Raw genomic sequence first — 17,781 nt, forward strand, 5'->3', positions numbered from 1 at the left:
TTTTATGTGATCATAGCTAATGATTCGGCTAGAATTGCCACGCTTTCTTCCATTTCCGAGGCATTTAAATTACCGAAGCCAATCCGGATTGCAGCAATATCTTTTGCTTGGTACAGTATGTTTTTTGGAAGAAAGAGATTTGATTTTTCACATTGTCTACGCAGTTGTATTAAATTGATTTCTTTTCTCCATGTAGTCCATAATGCAAGACCGCCGGTAGGAATATCAAAATCCACATATTCATTAAGTTCCCGTGCTAGCAGATAGCTCATGTAATTACGGCGTTCCTTATAGAGTTTAACCGATTTTTTTAGATACCGATGTATTTCACCTTCTGCTATCAAATCACTGAGCACCTGTTCCATTATAAAATCGCCCTGGTTATCCAATAGGTTCAAAAGTTTTTGCAATTCAATAACTAGGTTTTCAGGTGCAACGATAAAACCAGTACGAAAACCTGGGGCCAAAGACTTTCCAAAGCTACCGGTATAAATAATCATTCCACCATAATCAATTGCAGCCATTGGCATTATCGGAGCATCGTCGTAATGAAAGTCATAGTCGTAATCGTCCTCAATGATTGCGAAGCCATAGGTTGAGGCCAATTCCAAAATTATTGCCCTTCTTTCTGGACTTAGGGTTACTGTTGTGGGGTAATGGTGATGGGGTGTTAGATATAGGAGTCTGATTTGTTGTTTTTTGCATAGTTGTTCAAGAGCCTCTGTATCGATTCCATCATCGTCCACAGGTATGGACTTTATTTTGGCTCCAGCTTGCTGAAAAATCATGTTGGCTGCAAAATAGCTCGGTTGGCCAACGACAACTAGGTCGTCGGGTTGTAATAGTGTTTGCGCGATGATATAAGTGCTCAACTCAACAGAACGTGTTATCAATAGGTTTTTAGGTTGAATATGTAAACCTCTGCTTTGGTTTAGAAAATTGCACAATTGCTCCCGAAAAGTTGTAGGTCTATTTTGATCTGAATAGCCGAGATACTTTGAGTTTTTTTTGCGCTTAAGATTGGCCGTATAAAATTTAGAAAGTTCCTGTAATGGAGAAAGTCTACTGTCGGGCATACCATCATCCAATCGTAATGTACATGTGGTCGATTCAAATGGATTTTCTAAGATGGTGCTTTTTTCAAAATCGTACCCTGTCTGAAGAGCATATTGATTTTGATTTAAGTTTTTAGCGTAACCCGTATTTTTTTTTGCTTTAGTTGTGTTCTTCAGTACATATGAGCCGATATTCGCTTTGATCTCGACCCATCCCTGAGCCTCTAGCTCTTGCAGGGCAGCGACGACCGTATTCCGATGTATAGACAACACTTTTGCCAATTGGCGGCTTCCCGGAAGCTTTGTCCCGATAGGTATAAAACCACGTTGAATAGCTTGAATAATCTGTTGCGCTAATTGAATATAGATAGAAGTTTCGTCCTGTCTGTCTAGACTAATAAAACTATTAAAAGGAATTTGCCCCGGACTACTCATATGCTGTGTTTATTGATTTTATAAGATAGTCCGGAAAGTTAAGTATTATTATAGTATTGTTGGGTAGTTTTGAATATTTCTCTGCTCTATTCCGTATCTGATTTTTGTGTATTTATACTTTTAAGATTCTTTTTTAAGGTTTATTTAATCAATTGCATTACGTATTTATCAGGCTTGTGCAATCTTAATGGCTTTTGTTGTTACATCGTACAAATCGTTTTAATTTTACAAACCTCATTCATTATAAATATATTAGCATTTATAATCAATCACTTATCTCTTTTATACTATAATTATTGGTTTTAAAGCTAAATATGTTAGTATATTTGAAACGATGCATCTATACCAATGGGGTGAAAGATGTTAGCAGATATGGATGATAGTTTTTAGGTATGGAGCGGAATATAGTACATGGTGATCTGGATACATTTTTCGTGTCGGTCGAGCGTTTTATGGACGTTAGTTTGACAGTTCGAGCGCTCATGAAAGGCACCTGTGCTCCAGAACCTATCGTCGAGAAAGGAGGCCATCGTGCTCCTTAATCTACACAGTTATTTTAGCCTGCGTCACGGCACCTTGAGTCTCGATGAGTTGTTGGCCGGCATGCTTGCCAATGGCTATGATACCGCCGTGCTCACCGATATCAATAACAGTACGGGTTCCCTCGATTTTATCCGCAAAGGCCAAAAGAAAGGGGTCAATATTCTGGCGGGTATGGAGTTCCGTCAAGACGACACCTGCTGCTTCATCGCCATTGCGCAGAACGAGCGCGGTTTCAGCGAAATCAATGCCTACCGCACGCAGCTCAACTTAGAAGGGACGAAAGTCCCTCTGCAAGCACCCGAATTCAAGGAAGTGTTCATCATCTATCCTTTGCAACGGATGGGAGTATTTGGGCTCAAGGACTATGAATATATCGGTATCCGTCCGTCCGAGCGGGGCAAGGCTATGTTTATGGATAAACAGCAACTGTCCAAAGCCGTCATACTTGCACCCGTTACTTTTCGAAAGGCTGATCATACGTTACACCGTCAGCTGCGTGCCATCGACCATAACCTGTTGATATCACAGCTCTCTGAAGATCAAGTGGCACCCATTGATGAGGTGTTCTTACCTAAGGCCAAACTAATGAGTCATTATGCCGATCTGCCGCAGCTCCTGCACAATACCCATCGACTGTTGGCGGACTGCCGCTTTCAGATGGACTTCGAAGGTGTTAAGAACAAAGCGACCTTTACCGGCAATCGATACAATGACAAGCAGCTACTGATCAAGTACACTGAAGATGGATTTGGCCATCGCTACGATAAAAAAGATCCAATTGCAAGGCAGCGTATTGCGCGTGAGCTAGAGATCATCGAGGAACTCAATTTTTCGAGCTATTTCCTTATCACCGATGATATCTGCCGTTACGCCAGACATCGCGACTATCATTATGTCGGCCGTGGTTTCCGGAGCTAACTCCGCCGTGGCTTATTGTTTGGGTATCACGGATGTTGATCCTATTGCACTTAAATTGCCATTCGAGCGTTTCCTCAATCCCAAGCGGAAAAGTCCACCCGATTTCGATGTCGATTTTAGCTGGAAAGAGCGCGGCGATATGTACGATTATATCTTCAACCGCTATCAGGATGGCCGCACCGCACTGATGGGAGCGATGAGTACTTTCCGTTCACGGAGCATCTTGCGCGAGCTCGGCAAAGTATATGGTCTCCCAAAAGGAGAGATCGATCGGTTGGTGCACCAACCCGAGCATATGCTCAATAAAAACGAAGTGACCAATACCATCTTGAGCGTATACAACCGCATGGCCGACTTTCCCAATCAGCGTACCATCCACGCCTCCGGGGTGTTGATATCCGAGCAGCCACTGGTCAATTACTGTGCACTTGACTATCCACCCAAAGGGTTGCCGACCATGCAGTTCGATATGTATGTCGCAGAGGATATCGGGTTCGAAAAATTCGATATCCTGTCCCAGCGGGGCATCGGGCATATCAAGGACTGTCGCGAGATCGTCAAGATCAATCAGGGGATTACCATCGATACGCGAGAGCCGAAGCGTTTTTTTGAAGACCCCAAGATTGCCGAGCAGTTGCGCTCTGCCAATACCATCGGTTGCTTTTACATCGAGAGCCCCGCTATGCGTCAGTTGATCACCAAACTCAAGTGCGATGATTATTTAACCTTAGTTGCAGCATCATCCATCATCCGACCCGGAGTGGCCAGCAGTGGTATGATGGGGGCATTCATCCAGCGCCACCATAATCCCTCACAAGTTGTTTATCCACATCCGGTGTTCAAAGAGCAGCTGGAGGAGACCTATGGTGTCATGGTCTATCAAGAGGACGTGATGAAGATCGGTAATGCCTACGGAGGACTGGATATGGCCGATGCCGACGTGCTGCGTCGAATGATGTCCGGTAAGTACAGGAATAAGGATCATTTGATTAAGATCGAAGATAAATTCTTTGATCACTGTAAGAAACAGGGCTATCCCGAACAAACCAGTAGAGAGATCTGGCGTCAGATGGAGAGTTTCGCAGGTTATTCCTTCAACAAGGCCCATTCTGCATCCTTTGCCGTGGAGAGCTATCAGAGTCTATACCTTAAGACCTATTTTCCGTTGGAATTTATGGTCAGCGTACTCAACAATTATGGTGGCTTTTATAATAGAAAAGTCTATGTCAACGAAGCTCGGGTGGCAGGGGCTAACATCTGCTTACCCTGCGTCAATCGATCTGAATATCTGACCATCATCCAGGGGCGAGACATCTATCTGGGCTTTGATGGTATGCAGCACTTTGAATCCAAGCAGGCCGAGTCAATAATCAACGAACGCTTGCATAATGGACCTTATACCAGTTTACCACAGTTTGTGAAACGTACTGGCATCGGTCTGGAACAACTTATTCTACTGATCCGTGTCGGCGCATTGCGTAGTGTTGGGAGTGGTAAAAAAGAAATGCTCTGGGAGGCCCATTTGCTATTGAGCAAGCATGCAAAAACCAACCCTACCGCCGAATTGTTTGAAGTCAACAGTCGTAAGCCCGTTTTGCCAGCTCTGGAAAGTCATATCCACGAAGACTATTACGATGAGATGGAGCTGATCGGCTTTTGTGTCAGCGGTACGCTGTTCGATCTGGCAAGGAGCGACTTTCGGGGCGATGTGCAGGCCCGTGAACTTATCAACCATGTCGGGCAGACCGTCCGGATGGTTGGCGATTTTGTAGCCGAGAAATTTGTCAAAACCAAACGGCGCGAACTGATGAAGTTCGGGACCTTTCTGGATAGTGAGGGCAAGTTCTTTGATACCGTGCATTTTCCACCCTCGTTGGTGCAATATCCTTTACTCGGGGCAGGTATCTACCTGATAGAAGGCAAGGTGGTGCAGGAGTTTGGCTGTCCATCCTTGGAAGTTATCCGCTGTGCCAAGATGCCTCTGCAGCCCGATCCACGGAGTGTCTAGCGGCTATGCTTTCGGTAAACCGACCGAATGGAGCTCATGCGAAGCATAACTTATTTCAATCTTTTTATCGTATTTTCTACTATTTAAAATTAGTAATCCAATCCCGAATTCTCTACTTTACAATGCTCCAGTTTTTTCGGAGGAGGTCACAAGACAAGTGCTTAAACATCAATTTGTATCTTTCGAGAATACCAAACAGATAATTGAAGGCTGGAGACATGAATATAATACCTTCAGACCCCATAGCTGTTTAGAGAATTTAACATCTGAAATTTTTATCGAAAATCAAGTCAAAATAGCAAAATTATCTACATTTGAATACTTTCAGTTTTTAGAGTGGAGGTGACATTTGCAGTCTCAAAAGTTCATGCCATATTATTCATCTATAAAACTATTAATCGCATATACGATCTTATTCAATTGTGATGCTGTCATTTCTTCATGAACATTAACTGTAGCAAATGAACTTATAAAAGATTCGGCATTGGGACAATCAGCTTTATATTGCTTCAACACTGGATATAAATACAGAGCACGAATGTTATACTTATTCTTATCCGTTTGTAGTTTCGTGTTTATCTAACCATTCCGAAAGACCAGGTTTAAAATTCTTTGTTCTAAATAGTAACCTTTGATAACTTGGCTGCCCATTTATAGTGTTAGCATGTTCTACTATATTATTGTTATTGATGTTACTAATAATGAAATTTCTATTAATTATTCGTCTTTGAATCGAGTTGTTTAATTGTTTTAGATTTGCTATGCCAATTTCGGCAAGAAATGGACTTAATTTAAAATTTACTCCAAAGTTGACTCCATCTAATTCTCCCATAGTACTGAAAAGCTTCGCCCTATGGTATAATTCTTCATTATCAGTTAATAGAAATCCGCCTTCTCCAGTTGAGAACATTTTATTTTTTTGAGTACTGAAACACGCTATATCACAATAATTTGATATAGGCTTGTCATTGAAAGTTGTTCCAGCACAATGAGCTAAATCAAATATTAAAGGAATTTCCCTTTTAGTCGCGAATTCTCGTGATTGTATAGCATCTATCGGATATCCCCACATTGGGACTTCAATAATCGCATCAACAACATTATTCTCAATCAGATTATAATCTAGAGCTAGGCTTTCCGTCTGAATATCAAAAAAATTTATCTCTGCTCCAGAATATATTATCGGAAAGGCCGTACAAAGTGGTGCAACTGGGGAGAGAGCTACTTTGTCACCACTGCCAATTGAACAAGCATGCAATGCTACAGTTATGGCTGCTGTTCCAGATGAAACAGCCAAACAGTACTTCGCATTAAAATATTCTTTTAGAGCACTTTCATACTTTTGTATTGACTCTTTACTATTAGAATACTCAAATTTTCTATTCATAAAATATCTTCTCTAAGTTTATAATCTGAAATTACTTTTATTACAGATTTTTCATTAATTTCTTTCACTTTGTTACTTATTAATTCGATAAAGAGTGACTAGCAAGTAAAATTCTTATTTTCATACACTCTATTTTTTTCTATTTTCGATTGCACATCTAATATTGTTTTCTTTGTCCCTTCAAATGTATACAAGAACGGTATTTCGGATACAGGAATCCATCTAACACCATTTGTTTCAATTTCATTAACTCTTAAGAAGTCATCATTAGCTAATGCAACAAACGTTGAATCTAAATGGTAGTGGGCCTGCTCCGTTTGTGACTCTGGAATTAATTGTTCATAGAAATACTCGGCAGGGTATAACCAATTACCATCAGAAACAGGCAGATGTTTATGCAGGAAAGAAATTAACTTAATTGAGATACCCGTTTCTTCATAAACCTCTCTAATTGCAGCTTGATTTGGGTTTTCATTGGATTCAATATGTCCTCCAGGAATCATCCATCGATTGAATTTTTTATGGTGAATCATTAACACTTCAGACTGAGGACCTAAGCACCTCAGTACTATTACACTGACTGTAAATTGCTTATACATTATAGTTGACTTTAAATAATACTTATATAGTTATTAAGATTTTCTATTTCAAGATATCCATTAGTAGGTGATGTGAAATATATTTTAGTAAGTTTTTTAGCACTAGGATAATAGCTAGTGTGCTTTTATTCGATTATTTTTCTGAGATAACTTTAGGGTTATATCCCTATTAAATACTATTTTGTCCATAATTTTTTATTCAAAACTTTTAATCGGCCACAAATGACGCTAACTTAGCGTCATTTGTGCGCTAATATAAAACACTTAAAACATTTTACCAAATGAAATTTAAATTAACTGTCGATTGTGTGGTTTTTGCATATGACCAAATAAATGGTCAGATTAAAGTATTGCTAATAAAAAGGAACAATGCACCTGAAAAAGGAGCCTGGGCATTACCCGGTGGATTCGTAAAAAAAAATAAAGAATTTATAGAAATAGCTAATGAAAAACTTCGCTCAGAGACTGGAGCACAAGATATTTTTATGGAGTATTTAAACAGCTATAGCTTGACAGATCCATCAGAGGATAACCGCATTGCTTCCATTGCTTTCTATGCAATAATCAAATTAGAAGATTTTATAACAGATCATGAAAAAAGTCATATTTACCACTGGGCAAATATTAAAGAACTACCCCAACTTCCTTTTGACCATGGACAGAAAGTCGCAGACGCTCACATACTTTTAAAGGAACGTTCTTTCGTAAAACCAATTTTATATAAACTTCTGCCTATCCGATTCTCGTTAAATCAACTTCAAGAACTATATGAGCAAATTTACTCACTTAATGTTGATAACCGCAATTTTAGAAGGAAGGTCTTAAATCTTTCCTATATTGAAGAGTTAGATGAATATGAAAAAAATGTATCTAGACGACCTGGTAAACTCTACAAGTTTAATGAACAGTTATTTAATGACGCAACTAAAAATATTAATCTATTTTAAAAATGTCCATTGTCAAAAATAAATTGATTTCGAGTTTAGGTATACCATGTTGTGACCTCCTCCCAAAAAAATGGAATATTTAAAAGTAGATGGATAAGAAAACTCGTCAAGGTCTCTATGATTTTTTAGCCTATTATGTTAGTTTTCAAAACCCGGAAAATTTCTATTCCTTTGAGAGAGAGGTCGAAAACAAATTAGGAAGGAGCAATATTATGGGCACTCAAGAATATTTATTGGATAAGGCGGAAAAGCAAGGCATTGAAAAAGGACGTTTAGAAGAACGCGCTAAGATTATTGCTGAAAAGAAAAGGATTGCAGAAGAAAAGCATGCATTAGAATTGAAGCTTCAAACCATATTGGAAGAAGCTCATGAACAAGCATGTCAATCAGCTCGCATGATGCTTGAATTAGGAGTTGATAAAGAGAAAATCGCCAAAGCTACAGGCCTTACCATCGAAGAAGTTGAAAATTTAAAATAAATCTACCTTTAATACATAAAACATCAAAAGCCATTCTTCGCAGAATGGCTTTTATTTTTTACCATTACCACGAATACTTACCAGTTCATTATGCGGACTCACTCATCTACAATCAGGTGGCAGCCGAAGACATCTTGGCATTACGGGATATCTTTTGGATAGACAGTAGGATGGGGAAGGGTCACTGAGGATGCCCAGAAGAAAACTGATGACTAGAGACGCGAATATAACACCTTCAGACCCCATAGCTGTTTAGGGAGATTTAACACCTGAAATGTTTATTCTTTAGAATACCTCTGAAATTGGGAGAACGTCATTTAAACATAAGTGTGACAAACATTGCAATGGGATAAATATTTGACCCCATCTAGCGTTAACTATCGGCTTTTTGTGGGATTAAGAGAAGCTTAAGATTTCTGTTCGGGTAGCAAGTGTTTCGCTCATTTCTAATAAGTATCTTTTTTTACCTGATACTTTGAAGTTTACAATTAAATGATCGTTTTCTTTTACAATTTCCATCCGTTCTAAAGTAAGTCCTTTTGTATTTAAAATATTTTCCAATTGCGGAATCTGATCAAAGTCAGGGTCACGAAAGGTTACACTCAGGAGCTGTTCTTTTTGTAGTTGTGCAATCATTCGTTCCACCCTGGTAACCATTAATAATACCCCAAGAGTAATTAAAGTTAGGCATAGTGCAAGCGCGTGATAGCCTATTCCTGCTGTCATTCCGATTGCTGCAGAAGTCCAGATTACAGCAGCAGTCGTCAAGCCACGAATAGAAATTTTATCTTTAAATATTACACCTGCCCCAATAAATCCAATACCTGTAATAATATTTGCCGAAATTCGGTCATCAGTACCTGCACCATGCTGGGAAACTATGGTGAAAATGGTCGAGCCCAGTGAAATTAGAATTATTGTTCGAAAGCCGGCAGACTTATTTTTGTATTCCCGTTCAAAGCCAATGGCTCCTCCACATATGATAGAAATAACCATTGCTACCATGTCTTTGATTTCTACTGTAAAATCCATTAGTAAATTCTCTTAAATTTATTGCTCCTTTTAAATGTTTTGGCTGATTTTGTTAAGGCTGCAAAAGGCATTAACTATTTTGCAAACCTGTTGACAGAGATGTATAGAAATCAAGCCCGTATTTATTCAAAGACCCTTCGGTCAATATGAGTACAAGTAGTAAAAACTGCGACCCATTTCATTTTTGCATAATGATGAAATTATTTGAAATATATAGTTCACGAATATAACTAAATCAGTTGAAAATTATATTGTATGATAGGTTTTTACAAGGTAGCTGATAATGTTTTGAGTCTGATTAATTAATTTTTAAGGTAATAGTATCACTTTTAATCTCATGTTCTGCGATATAAAAACTAAATCCATATAAGATAAGTTCTCCCAAATGTTTCTTGAGATACATTTCCCTTTGGAATAATCTTTTATCAAAATAGTGCTCGACAACCTGGACTTTGACGACAGAAAGCCCCATGTCTTGTCCTGAACGGTATCCTGCTACCAACGAGACAGCTGCGTTAACCACGCTTTCTTCAAATCTAATAAATCATGTTATTAGATTTAATCAAACATACTACGAGACATCTATGATGTTGGCTGCAATAGGTTGGGTTGCAGTTCTGCAACAATGGTTTATCATAAAAATGATATTTGTTATCGGCTTGTCTTTTAGTGGGTTTTTAATCGCTTGACCAAACAGTAAGCATTTAAATAAGTTAATCATCCGACTGATTAATGCTGAAGAAGCATCTGTAGAGCTTAACAAAGTGAAAAGGAATATGACCTTGTTTCGTATAACAGAGATATAGATTGTTAAAATAATCTATGCATTGACCATATTTCGCAATAGTACCTAACTTTATATAAGCCAATACTTCAATTAATTAACCTTGATTTCTTCAACTCTTATTTGTAAATGCTTACTGTAATTCAAACTGTTATTTTCATCTTCCTCCCTTGCGGATTTCTATTGTCATGCTCAGTTACTACCTCCGCATATTGTTTTTATTACAATCCGACATCTCTTAAAGAGAGCGAGGCAAGTAAAATGAAGGTTGCTGTTAAATATTTCATAATTTCATTTTAATGTTTGTCACCACGATATCTTCATACACCACCATCTGCAACCACATTTATCATCATGTTATTAATTTTGCACATTGTTTTGTAGTACTGCAGGGTATCTATCTCCGATGATGGTAATCTTAGAAAGTGCAGATTCAAGTTCATGCCACTCATCGGGTGTGATTGTAAAGTCTAATGATCTCATGTTTTCTGCCAAATGCGCAAACTTTGTTGTGCCTGGGATGGGAACGATCCATGGTTTCTGGTTAAGTAACCAGGCTAAAGAAATTTGTGCCGAGGTCATTCCTCTTGTTTTTCCAAATCTATTCAGCACTTCTACAAATGCTAAATTTGCTCTCAATGCCTCAGGCGTAAAACGAGGTAATATTTCCCGATTATCATTACCTGAATTGAACCTGGTATGTTCATTAAAATCTCCTCCTAAAAAACCCCTGTTAATCGGACTATAGGGTACAAAACCAATACCCAATTCTTCCAATACCGGTAAAATTTCTTTTTCTGGCTCTCTCCACATTAGGTGATACTCACTTTGAACAGCAGTAAGAGGCTGGACAGTATGAGCACGCCGGATCGTTTGTGCGCTCACCTCACAAACACCAAAACGCCTTACTTTTCCCTCTTTAATAAGGTCCTTTACTGCTCCAGCAACATCTTCAATGGGTACCTTGGGGTCAAGACGGTGTTGATAGAATAATTCGATGGTGTCAACACGAAGCCGTTTCAGCGAATCTTCTGCCACTTTACGGATATGCTCAGGACGACTGTTTAATTCACCTGTGTGTTTACCATTCACAAATTGATGGCCAAATTTTGTAGCGATAGCTACTTTGTTGCGATACGGGTAGAGCCCTTCTCCAGCAAGCTCTTCATTAATGAAGGGCCCATATGTTTCGGCGGTATCAAATAAAGTGACGCCTTGATCTACAGCTTGATGGAGCAATTTGATCATTGCTTTTCGGTCGGGATGGTAACCGCGGTGGTGATTCATACCCATCACTCCGAAACCCAAGGTAGAAATCTCCATGCTGCTGTTTCCTGAACCTAATGTACGGCGTGTAGTAATTTTAGTTGGGCTAAAATCTTTGTTGTCAGTGGTTACCGTATTCATTTGCGATCGATCTCCTGAGGAAGAAGCCTTGGTAACCAAAGGCAATATACTCATACCAGCACCAAGCAATGCTGCATTCTTTAAAAAATTGCGGCGGTTGGATTCATTTCCATTATCCTTATGTTGAAGCTCTGTTTTAAATATTTTGTTATCCATAATTGTAAAAATTAATTTAATTGTACTTTTATTGAGTGCTATAACCGACACCTACTCTTGATGTACACCTACAACACAACTTACAGCATCACTGCAAAGCCAAACCACAGCCTTAGCAATTTCTTCTGCATTTAGAAAAACACCTACAGGTACTTGTTACGACATAACTCATTATTCGCCACATCAGGGTTATTTAGCGTTATGGTATTGTTCATCAGTTACCGGCTGTAGCCAGGTTACAATGCCTTTTTCTGTTTTTGGCAAGATGTACATTTGTAGCATTCCAGTATCTGGGCTTGCACCATGCCAATGCTCTAAATTAGGCGGACATTTTACGATATCTCCTTTTTTGAGAATCTGTCTTGGTTGTCCTTTTATCTGGTGGTACCCTACACCATCCGTGATGATTAAGATCTGGCCTGATGGATGTTTGTGCCAGTTGCTCCTTGCACCAGGCTCGAAATAGACATTACCTACTACGGTATGATAAACGGTATCATTTTTTACCAGGCCGACGGTCCAAGCCTTACCTGTAAAATTTTCAGCCGGTCCCGGCTCACCTTTTGGAAAAATAAAATTCAGCTTATTTTGATCAGCATTGTTTGCTATTTGAGCACTACAGCTAATGGAAAGGAGCATTATAGCAGCGATTGCTGTTACTGATAATATTTTCATACTTTTTGATTTTATGTTGTTTTAACTATCTGTTTCTATCCTTAATTAAGGAACCCACATTGTAAATATCGGCAGTATACTTTGTTAGAACCTTATACATAATACTGAATTGCCTACCATTTTTACTGATTCTTAATCTTGAGTCAATAATACAGGTTCATTGAATTCGATACCGAATTCTCTAATTTTAAATAGGAGGAAAACCGATGAAAAGATCGAGATAAGTTATGCTTAGCATGAGCTCCCTTCGGTCGGTTTACCGATGCACAGATTGCCTTTGCGATCAAGCAGTGCGAGACAGGCACCCGGGTGGAGGAAGTCTGCCTTAAGATGGGTATCAGCGAGGCTATATACTATAATTAGAATAAGAAATATGGTGGCCTAGTTGTTTCGGAATTCCGAAAACTGTGCCAACTTGATGAAGAAAATGCCCAACTGATTAAACTTAGTTGCCGATATGAGCTTGGATAAACAGATGTTGTAAGATGGCTTAAAAAAACTAACTACAGCGTCTCATGAATCCCGATAAAAATATACTAGAGTGAATAATTTATATCAAATAATTGGACTATGTCAATGCACAATTGGGGGCTTGGCCATGTTACAACTATATATTATATTTGGAAAGGCTCAAGCTAGATAGAAATTTTTAAAGAGAGAGCAACGACAAAGTTCGTATTACATTCCCTTAATTTCTTGCTCAAAAAAAAGGCAAGTTCGTGAAAAATCAAGATGTAAAAAGGCTTTTAATATTTCTTCTAGTACGCGTAAAAGGTTATTATATGTGCTATAATGTCTAGAAATCGGAATCAGATAAAGAGTAAAAAGAAAGAGCAAGACGATAAGAGCTCTGGAAGCCTACACATTGTATGGCGGATAGCAATATTATTGCACATTCTTATTATGCTGTACTTTCTAATTACATGCGGTGGCAACGGAGCTGATTGGTATCCGGGAAAACCTATACACACAAGATAGTTGAGGTAGAATGAGTAGAACTTACTTGTATTAAACACCAATTGTTTTCTTTCAATGGATGAAGCTAAACAAAAAGTAGAGGACTGGCAGGTAGAATATGAACATTTCTCAAATCTTGAAATTGAAGAAATTTTCAATTAAATTTAATAGATTTTAACATTAGTAGGAATGTTTCCGAAAAAACGACACAAAATGACAGAACTTGAAATTAGCATAAAAACATATTTTGGAATAATTGAACCACAAGACTTGAAAGAAATTACTTCGCTATTCCAATTAGAAATTTTGAAGAAAGGAGATTATTTTCTTAAAACAAACAAACGTTGCGATAGACTCAGTTTTTTGCAGAAGGGATTTTTGCGGATATTTCTTGAAACCGAAAAAAAAGAAGTTACTCAATGGATTTCGACACAAGGATATTTCGTGACAGATTTATCAAGTTTCATTTTTGAAAAACCTGCTCGTTGGACAATTCAAGCATTAACCGATACAGAAATTTATACCATAAAGAAAAGCGATTACGACAACATCAAAAATATTATTCCGAAATGGGCTGAATTGGAAAAATTATTTATTGTTCATTGTTTCACTACACTCGAAGACAGAATATTTAGTCATCTTTCTATGTCAGCAGAGGAACGCTATGATTTTTTCTTCGAAAATAACAAAAAGCTATTTAATCAAGTTCCTTTACAATATATAGCTTCTATTCTTGGAATGACACCTGAAACTTTTAGCCGTATAAGAAAAAAACAACTTTCTTAAATTCTTGATTTTTATCAAGTGAGTATAGTTAGATAAGATAGAGCTTTGTAACATTCAATAACAATAAAGAATGAAGTATTTATCTCTATTATTAACAGCCCTTTTTACAAATCTAACGGTTATGGCAAAAGAAATCAAAACAGAAATTATTATACAGGCAACACCCGAAGAAATATGGACAATCCTTAGCGATTTTGAAAATTATCCAAATTGGAACCCATTTATAACTTCCATAAATGGACGGTTAGAAGAAGGTAATAAAATCACAGTTAGAATCGAGCCTCCGAATGGTAAAGGAATGACATTCAAGCCAACGGTAACAAAAAAAGTAGACAATAAGGAAATAAGTTGGTTGGGTACATTTTTATTTAGGGGGCTATTTGACGGAGAACATAAATTTGAGTTGATAGATAATAGGAACGGAACAGTAACATTTATACAAAGCGAGAAATTCAAGGGTATTTTTGTATGGCTATTTAATCCTGAGAAAGCAAAAAATGGGTTTTACGAGATGAATCGGAAACTTAAAGAACTGGCAGAAAAAGACTAAACTACCACTATCTTTTGACAATTTTTTTTACTAATTGGTTTTAAAACAAAATTAGTAACGATCATAGGACTAATCATAATGCTGGTCTTGATTTTTGGTTCTCACTTATAGCAGAAACTGGAGTACCATTCCCAGATATATCACGGACTTTTTTACTCGGCGTTTTGGCATTTCTTCCCTATAACAAATATTCTCTTTATTCAAGTCTTTCTAGCAAGTGATCGACGAAAAATGGGAGGATGCCAGACCAAAGAAAATTCAAGTGGATAACGGGTCTGAATTGCATAGCAATCATGAACTCCGATAAAAACAGACACGAGTGAATAATTTATATCAACCGAAATGGATCAGTGGGCCTACGAACAAAAAGTTGAACTTGTCTTTTCAAGACCTGGAAAACCAACGGATAATGCGTATATTGAGTCGTTCAATGGGAGCTTCCGAGCAGAATGCTTAAACACCAATTAGTTCCTTTCGTTGGAGGATGCTAATCAGAAAATTGAAGACTGGAGAGACCAATATAATACCTTCAGATCATATAGCTGTTTAGGGGATTAAACACCTGAAACCATAATTGAAAATCAGTTCAAAATAGAATTTTTTTCAACTTTTAAATGTTCCAGTTTTTTGGGAGGAGGTCACAGGTGTGATCGTGTTTTTTACGGATTTGAGTCATCACTTAAAAATTAAGATATTTATTGATCTTAATTTCATCTGTCGACTAAGTTAGCTACCAAGTGATATTTTAGATTACTAATAGTAGTCTAAAAATGTTTTCTAAAGTAATAAGCAGTAGGATTTAGTTCTACTACCCACCCCTGAATTCCTATTTTATATATCTTATAACGGTGTTTGAGTTTTAGTAAAAATAGAACAATCGATTGTGTTGTAAAATTATTTTAATCGTAAGTAATAGTTGCGTATATTAGAGTATAAACCAAAATATTAGCGAACATATTATATCTTGTGCGATAGTTCTCTAACCAACTAAATACTTAATTTATGGGTGGATTAATGCTTTTAAACCGTAAAAAATATAGTGATCTTTACTATACCAGTGCATTTGTACTCGGTAGTGTTAATGTTAGATATACCAAATTAAACCTTCAAAATCTTTTAGAAGCCCATATTGATTACCCTTCATTACTTTCATTAAAAGATGTTCTAGCTGAGTATAACGTAATCAGTATGGCAGTTCGTAAAGGAAACCATACTTATGGAGCGTTCGAAACTCCATTTATTTGTTCCATTCAGCAAGAAGATTGGTCAAGTCCGAGTTTTACAGTTGTGACATCGGCAGGTGAATCAGATTTGACTTATTTGGATCCTCTGTCACAAAAATTAGTTAACATTTCCATAACAGAATTTGAAAAGATAGATAAAGAGGTCATTTTATTGATAGATGGCGGAATGGCGAAGGATGAGATTAATTATTCGGAAAATAAGCGATTAGAAACCACAGAAAATGTTGTAAATCTTCTGCCTCTATATTTGTTAATTGCAGTTTTTGTATTTTCAATTTCTAACATATTGATGCAGGAATATTCTTTATCAACTTTGGTAGGGACAGTGTTTCTGTTGACGAGTCTATTGGGAGTATTAGTCTCTTCTTTATTGATAAGACATGACATCAATGCGTACGATCCATTTGTCAGGGAAGTGTGTGGTGCTTTTAGTGAAAAATTAAACTGTACCTCAGTACTTTCTTCTAAGCAATCAACATTTTTTGGTATTTCTTGGTCAGTATGGGGGCTTTCTTTCTTTACTAGCTTTTTTGTTAGTCAAGTTATTTTTATTGGACAGCCCAGTAATCTCATCCTATGGACATCTTTATCTATTTTGATGAGTCCGTATTTTATATTTTCTGTATATTATCAATGGCGTATTGTGAAACAGTGGTGCCCCTTATGTCTTCTTATTCAGGGATTAATAGTTATTAATTTTTTAACTTCATTTGTTTATTTCCAATATTATTCAATTGATTTAGGACAAGTAAATTATTATCATCTAATTGTAGCTTTATTCTTAGGACTAGCCACTATGTTGCTCGTTTACTTTGCAATTCCAGTTATTATACGGGCAAATGATAGTAAGGAATATAGAATGAAATTGATGAAATTACGTTATAGCCCATCAATTTTTAGTTCGTTGCTTGAAAACAGTAATACCGTTACAATACCAAGTACTGGTTTAGGAATCTTGATTGGAGATGAGAATGCCAGTATAGAGATTATTAAAGTATGTAATCCATATTGCGGGCCTTGTTCTAAAGCTCATCCTGAATTGGAGGATATCATCAAAAATAATAGAAATGTTCGCATTCGAATCATCTTTACAGCCTCCGGAGATGATCAAGATATCAAAACTGCACCGGTACAGCATTTATTAGCTATTCAAGAAAAATTTGGAACTCACAAAGTACATGAGGCATTAGATGATTGGTACAGGTCAACTAATAAGGATTATTTATTTTTTGCATCAAAATATCCGATGAATGGCGAATTAAAACAACAGAAGGATAAAATAACCGCAATGAGTAAGTGGTGTGATGATATGAAGATTCGAGTTACTCCAACTTTATTTATCAACGGAAAAGAACTTCCGGATCAATATGGTGTAAAGGATCTAAAAAACTTTTTCTAGAATAAGAATGCCCGAGCCGATTGCAAACGATCTCGGGCAAACAGAAGGTTCCCTGTAAAAGACCCTCTTAAGATGTTCCAGAGTAAGTGGACATCATATTTTATAAAAAATCAAAATTATGAAAAAGATTTCATTAAAAAATTTAAACATTCAAGAAGTAGAGCAATTGTCACGTGAACAATTAAAAGATGTATTAGGGGGAAGTTGGGGTGGATCTACTGGTACAGGTACAACAAATTGGTGGGATACAGAAACTGGTTCTAATGGTGGATGTCTTACTGAATGTACATGTACAAGAGGGGATGGCTCACAATATACAGTACCAAATTCTGCATGTATGCCATGTAGTCAAAAATGCGGATAAGTATTATGGTGAGCATTTGATAAATTAATATTTAAAATTTAATCGAAGTGGGGATT

At 37.3% G+C, this 17,781-nt stretch carries 17 protein-coding genes and 2 pseudogenes; 12 read left to right on the forward strand and 7 right to left on the reverse strand.

Annotation, left to right across the window (positions count from 1 at the left end; translation table 11 throughout):
- Positions 1–2 precede the first annotated feature (2 nt).
- Positions 3–1,490, reverse strand: coding sequence for a PLP-dependent aminotransferase family protein (locus tag ACFX5U_RS07535; protein WP_400262920.1), 1,488 nt, complete (start codon positions 1,488–1,490; stop codon positions 3–5).
- A 392-nt stretch (positions 1,491–1,882) separates the two neighbouring features.
- Between ACFX5U_RS07535 and ACFX5U_RS07540 the strand changes: the two genes are divergently transcribed.
- From ACFX5U_RS07540 to ACFX5U_RS07555, 4 genes are all read left to right on the forward strand, one after another.
- A complete protein-coding gene (locus ACFX5U_RS07540; protein WP_400262921.1) occupies positions 1,883–2,032 on the forward strand; it encodes a hypothetical protein in 150 nt (49 codons plus the stop codon).
- A complete protein-coding gene (locus tag ACFX5U_RS07545; protein WP_400262922.1) occupies positions 2,022–2,951 on the forward strand; it encodes a PHP domain-containing protein in 930 nt (309 codons plus the stop codon). Before ACFX5U_RS07540 ends, ACFX5U_RS07545 begins: the two co-directional genes overlap by 11 nt.
- On the forward strand, positions 2,926–4,959 hold the full coding sequence (locus ACFX5U_RS07550) for a hypothetical protein (protein WP_400262923.1): 2,034 nt from the start codon (positions 2,926–2,928) through the stop codon (positions 4,957–4,959). Before ACFX5U_RS07545 ends, ACFX5U_RS07550 begins: the two co-directional genes overlap by 26 nt.
- A gap of 157 nt (positions 4,960–5,116) precedes the next feature.
- Positions 5,117–5,305 carry an integrase core domain-containing protein gene (locus ACFX5U_RS07555; RefSeq protein ID WP_400262924.1) on the forward strand — a complete coding sequence of 63 codons (189 nt, stop codon included), beginning with the start codon at positions 5,117–5,119 and terminating at the stop codon, positions 5,303–5,305.
- 207 nt (positions 5,306–5,512) lie between these two features.
- Here the strand turns inward: ACFX5U_RS07555 and ACFX5U_RS07560 are convergent, their stop codons facing one another.
- Entirely contained in the window at positions 5,513–6,346 is an 834-nt protein-coding gene (locus tag ACFX5U_RS07560) for a DegT/DnrJ/EryC1/StrS family aminotransferase (RefSeq protein WP_400262925.1), read from the reverse strand.
- Between the two features lie 98 nt (positions 6,347–6,444).
- Positions 6,445–6,945: an NUDIX hydrolase gene (locus ACFX5U_RS07565; RefSeq protein ID WP_400262926.1), complete on the reverse strand. Its 501-nt coding sequence runs from the start codon at positions 6,943–6,945 to the stop codon at positions 6,445–6,447.
- A gap of 281 nt (positions 6,946–7,226) precedes the next feature.
- Between ACFX5U_RS07565 and ACFX5U_RS07570 the strand changes: the two genes are divergently transcribed.
- On the forward strand, positions 7,227–7,892 hold the full coding sequence (locus ACFX5U_RS07570) for an NrtR DNA-binding winged helix domain-containing protein (protein ID WP_400262927.1): 666 nt from the start codon (positions 7,227–7,229) through the stop codon (positions 7,890–7,892).
- 89 nt (positions 7,893–7,981) lie between these two features.
- The gene (locus tag ACFX5U_RS07575; RefSeq protein WP_400262928.1) at positions 7,982–8,371 is read left to right on the forward strand and encodes a hypothetical protein; all 390 of its coding nucleotides are present in this window, start codon (positions 7,982–7,984) and stop codon (positions 8,369–8,371) included.
- Between the two features lie 396 nt (positions 8,372–8,767).
- Here the strand turns inward: ACFX5U_RS07575 and ACFX5U_RS07580 are convergent, their stop codons facing one another.
- From ACFX5U_RS07580 to ACFX5U_RS07595, 4 genes are all read right to left on the reverse strand, one after another.
- Positions 8,768–9,403 (reverse strand): MgtC/SapB family protein, encoded by a 636-nt coding sequence (locus ACFX5U_RS07580; RefSeq protein ID WP_400262929.1) that lies wholly within the window; start codon positions 9,401–9,403, stop codon positions 8,768–8,770.
- 298 nt (positions 9,404–9,701) lie between these two features.
- Positions 9,702–9,926: a hypothetical protein gene (locus ACFX5U_RS07585; protein ID WP_400262930.1), complete on the reverse strand. Its 225-nt coding sequence runs from the start codon at positions 9,924–9,926 to the stop codon at positions 9,702–9,704.
- Between the two features lie 621 nt (positions 9,927–10,547).
- Positions 10,548–11,750, reverse strand: a complete 1,203-nt coding sequence (locus ACFX5U_RS07590) for an aldo/keto reductase (protein WP_400262931.1) — start codon at positions 11,748–11,750, stop codon at positions 10,548–10,550.
- Positions 11,751–11,939: 189 nt separating this feature from the next.
- Positions 11,940–12,425: a cupin domain-containing protein gene (locus tag ACFX5U_RS07595; RefSeq protein WP_400262932.1), complete on the reverse strand. Its 486-nt coding sequence runs from the start codon at positions 12,423–12,425 to the stop codon at positions 11,940–11,942.
- Between the two features lie 270 nt (positions 12,426–12,695).
- On the opposite strand from ACFX5U_RS07595, the pseudogene ACFX5U_RS07600 reads away from it, so the two are divergent.
- From ACFX5U_RS07600 to ACFX5U_RS07625, 6 genes and pseudogenes are all read left to right on the forward strand, one after another.
- Positions 12,696–12,906: pseudogene (locus ACFX5U_RS07600) on the forward strand (transposase); the annotation flags it as partial.
- A gap of 689 nt (positions 12,907–13,595) precedes the next feature.
- Positions 13,596–14,168 (forward strand): Crp/Fnr family transcriptional regulator, encoded by a 573-nt coding sequence (locus ACFX5U_RS07605; protein ID WP_081918483.1) that lies wholly within the window; start codon positions 13,596–13,598, stop codon positions 14,166–14,168.
- Positions 14,169–14,238: 70 nt separating this feature from the next.
- Positions 14,239–14,718 (forward strand): SRPBCC family protein, encoded by a 480-nt coding sequence (locus tag ACFX5U_RS07610; RefSeq protein WP_400262933.1) that lies wholly within the window; start codon positions 14,239–14,241, stop codon positions 14,716–14,718.
- A 327-nt stretch (positions 14,719–15,045) separates the two neighbouring features.
- Positions 15,046–15,276: pseudogene (locus ACFX5U_RS07615) on the forward strand (transposase); the annotation flags it as partial.
- Between the two features lie 444 nt (positions 15,277–15,720).
- Positions 15,721–17,361: a vitamin K epoxide reductase family protein gene (locus ACFX5U_RS07620; protein ID WP_400262934.1), complete on the forward strand. Its 1,641-nt coding sequence runs from the start codon at positions 15,721–15,723 to the stop codon at positions 17,359–17,361.
- Between the two features lie 118 nt (positions 17,362–17,479).
- On the forward strand, positions 17,480–17,725 hold the full coding sequence (locus ACFX5U_RS07625) for a hypothetical protein (protein ID WP_400262935.1): 246 nt from the start codon (positions 17,480–17,482) through the stop codon (positions 17,723–17,725).
- Positions 17,726–17,781: the final 56 nt, after the last annotated feature.

This window comes from Sphingobacterium sp. SG20118 (genome assembly GCF_044740685.1).
GTDB lineage: Bacteria > Bacteroidota > Bacteroidia > Sphingobacteriales > Sphingobacteriaceae > Sphingobacterium.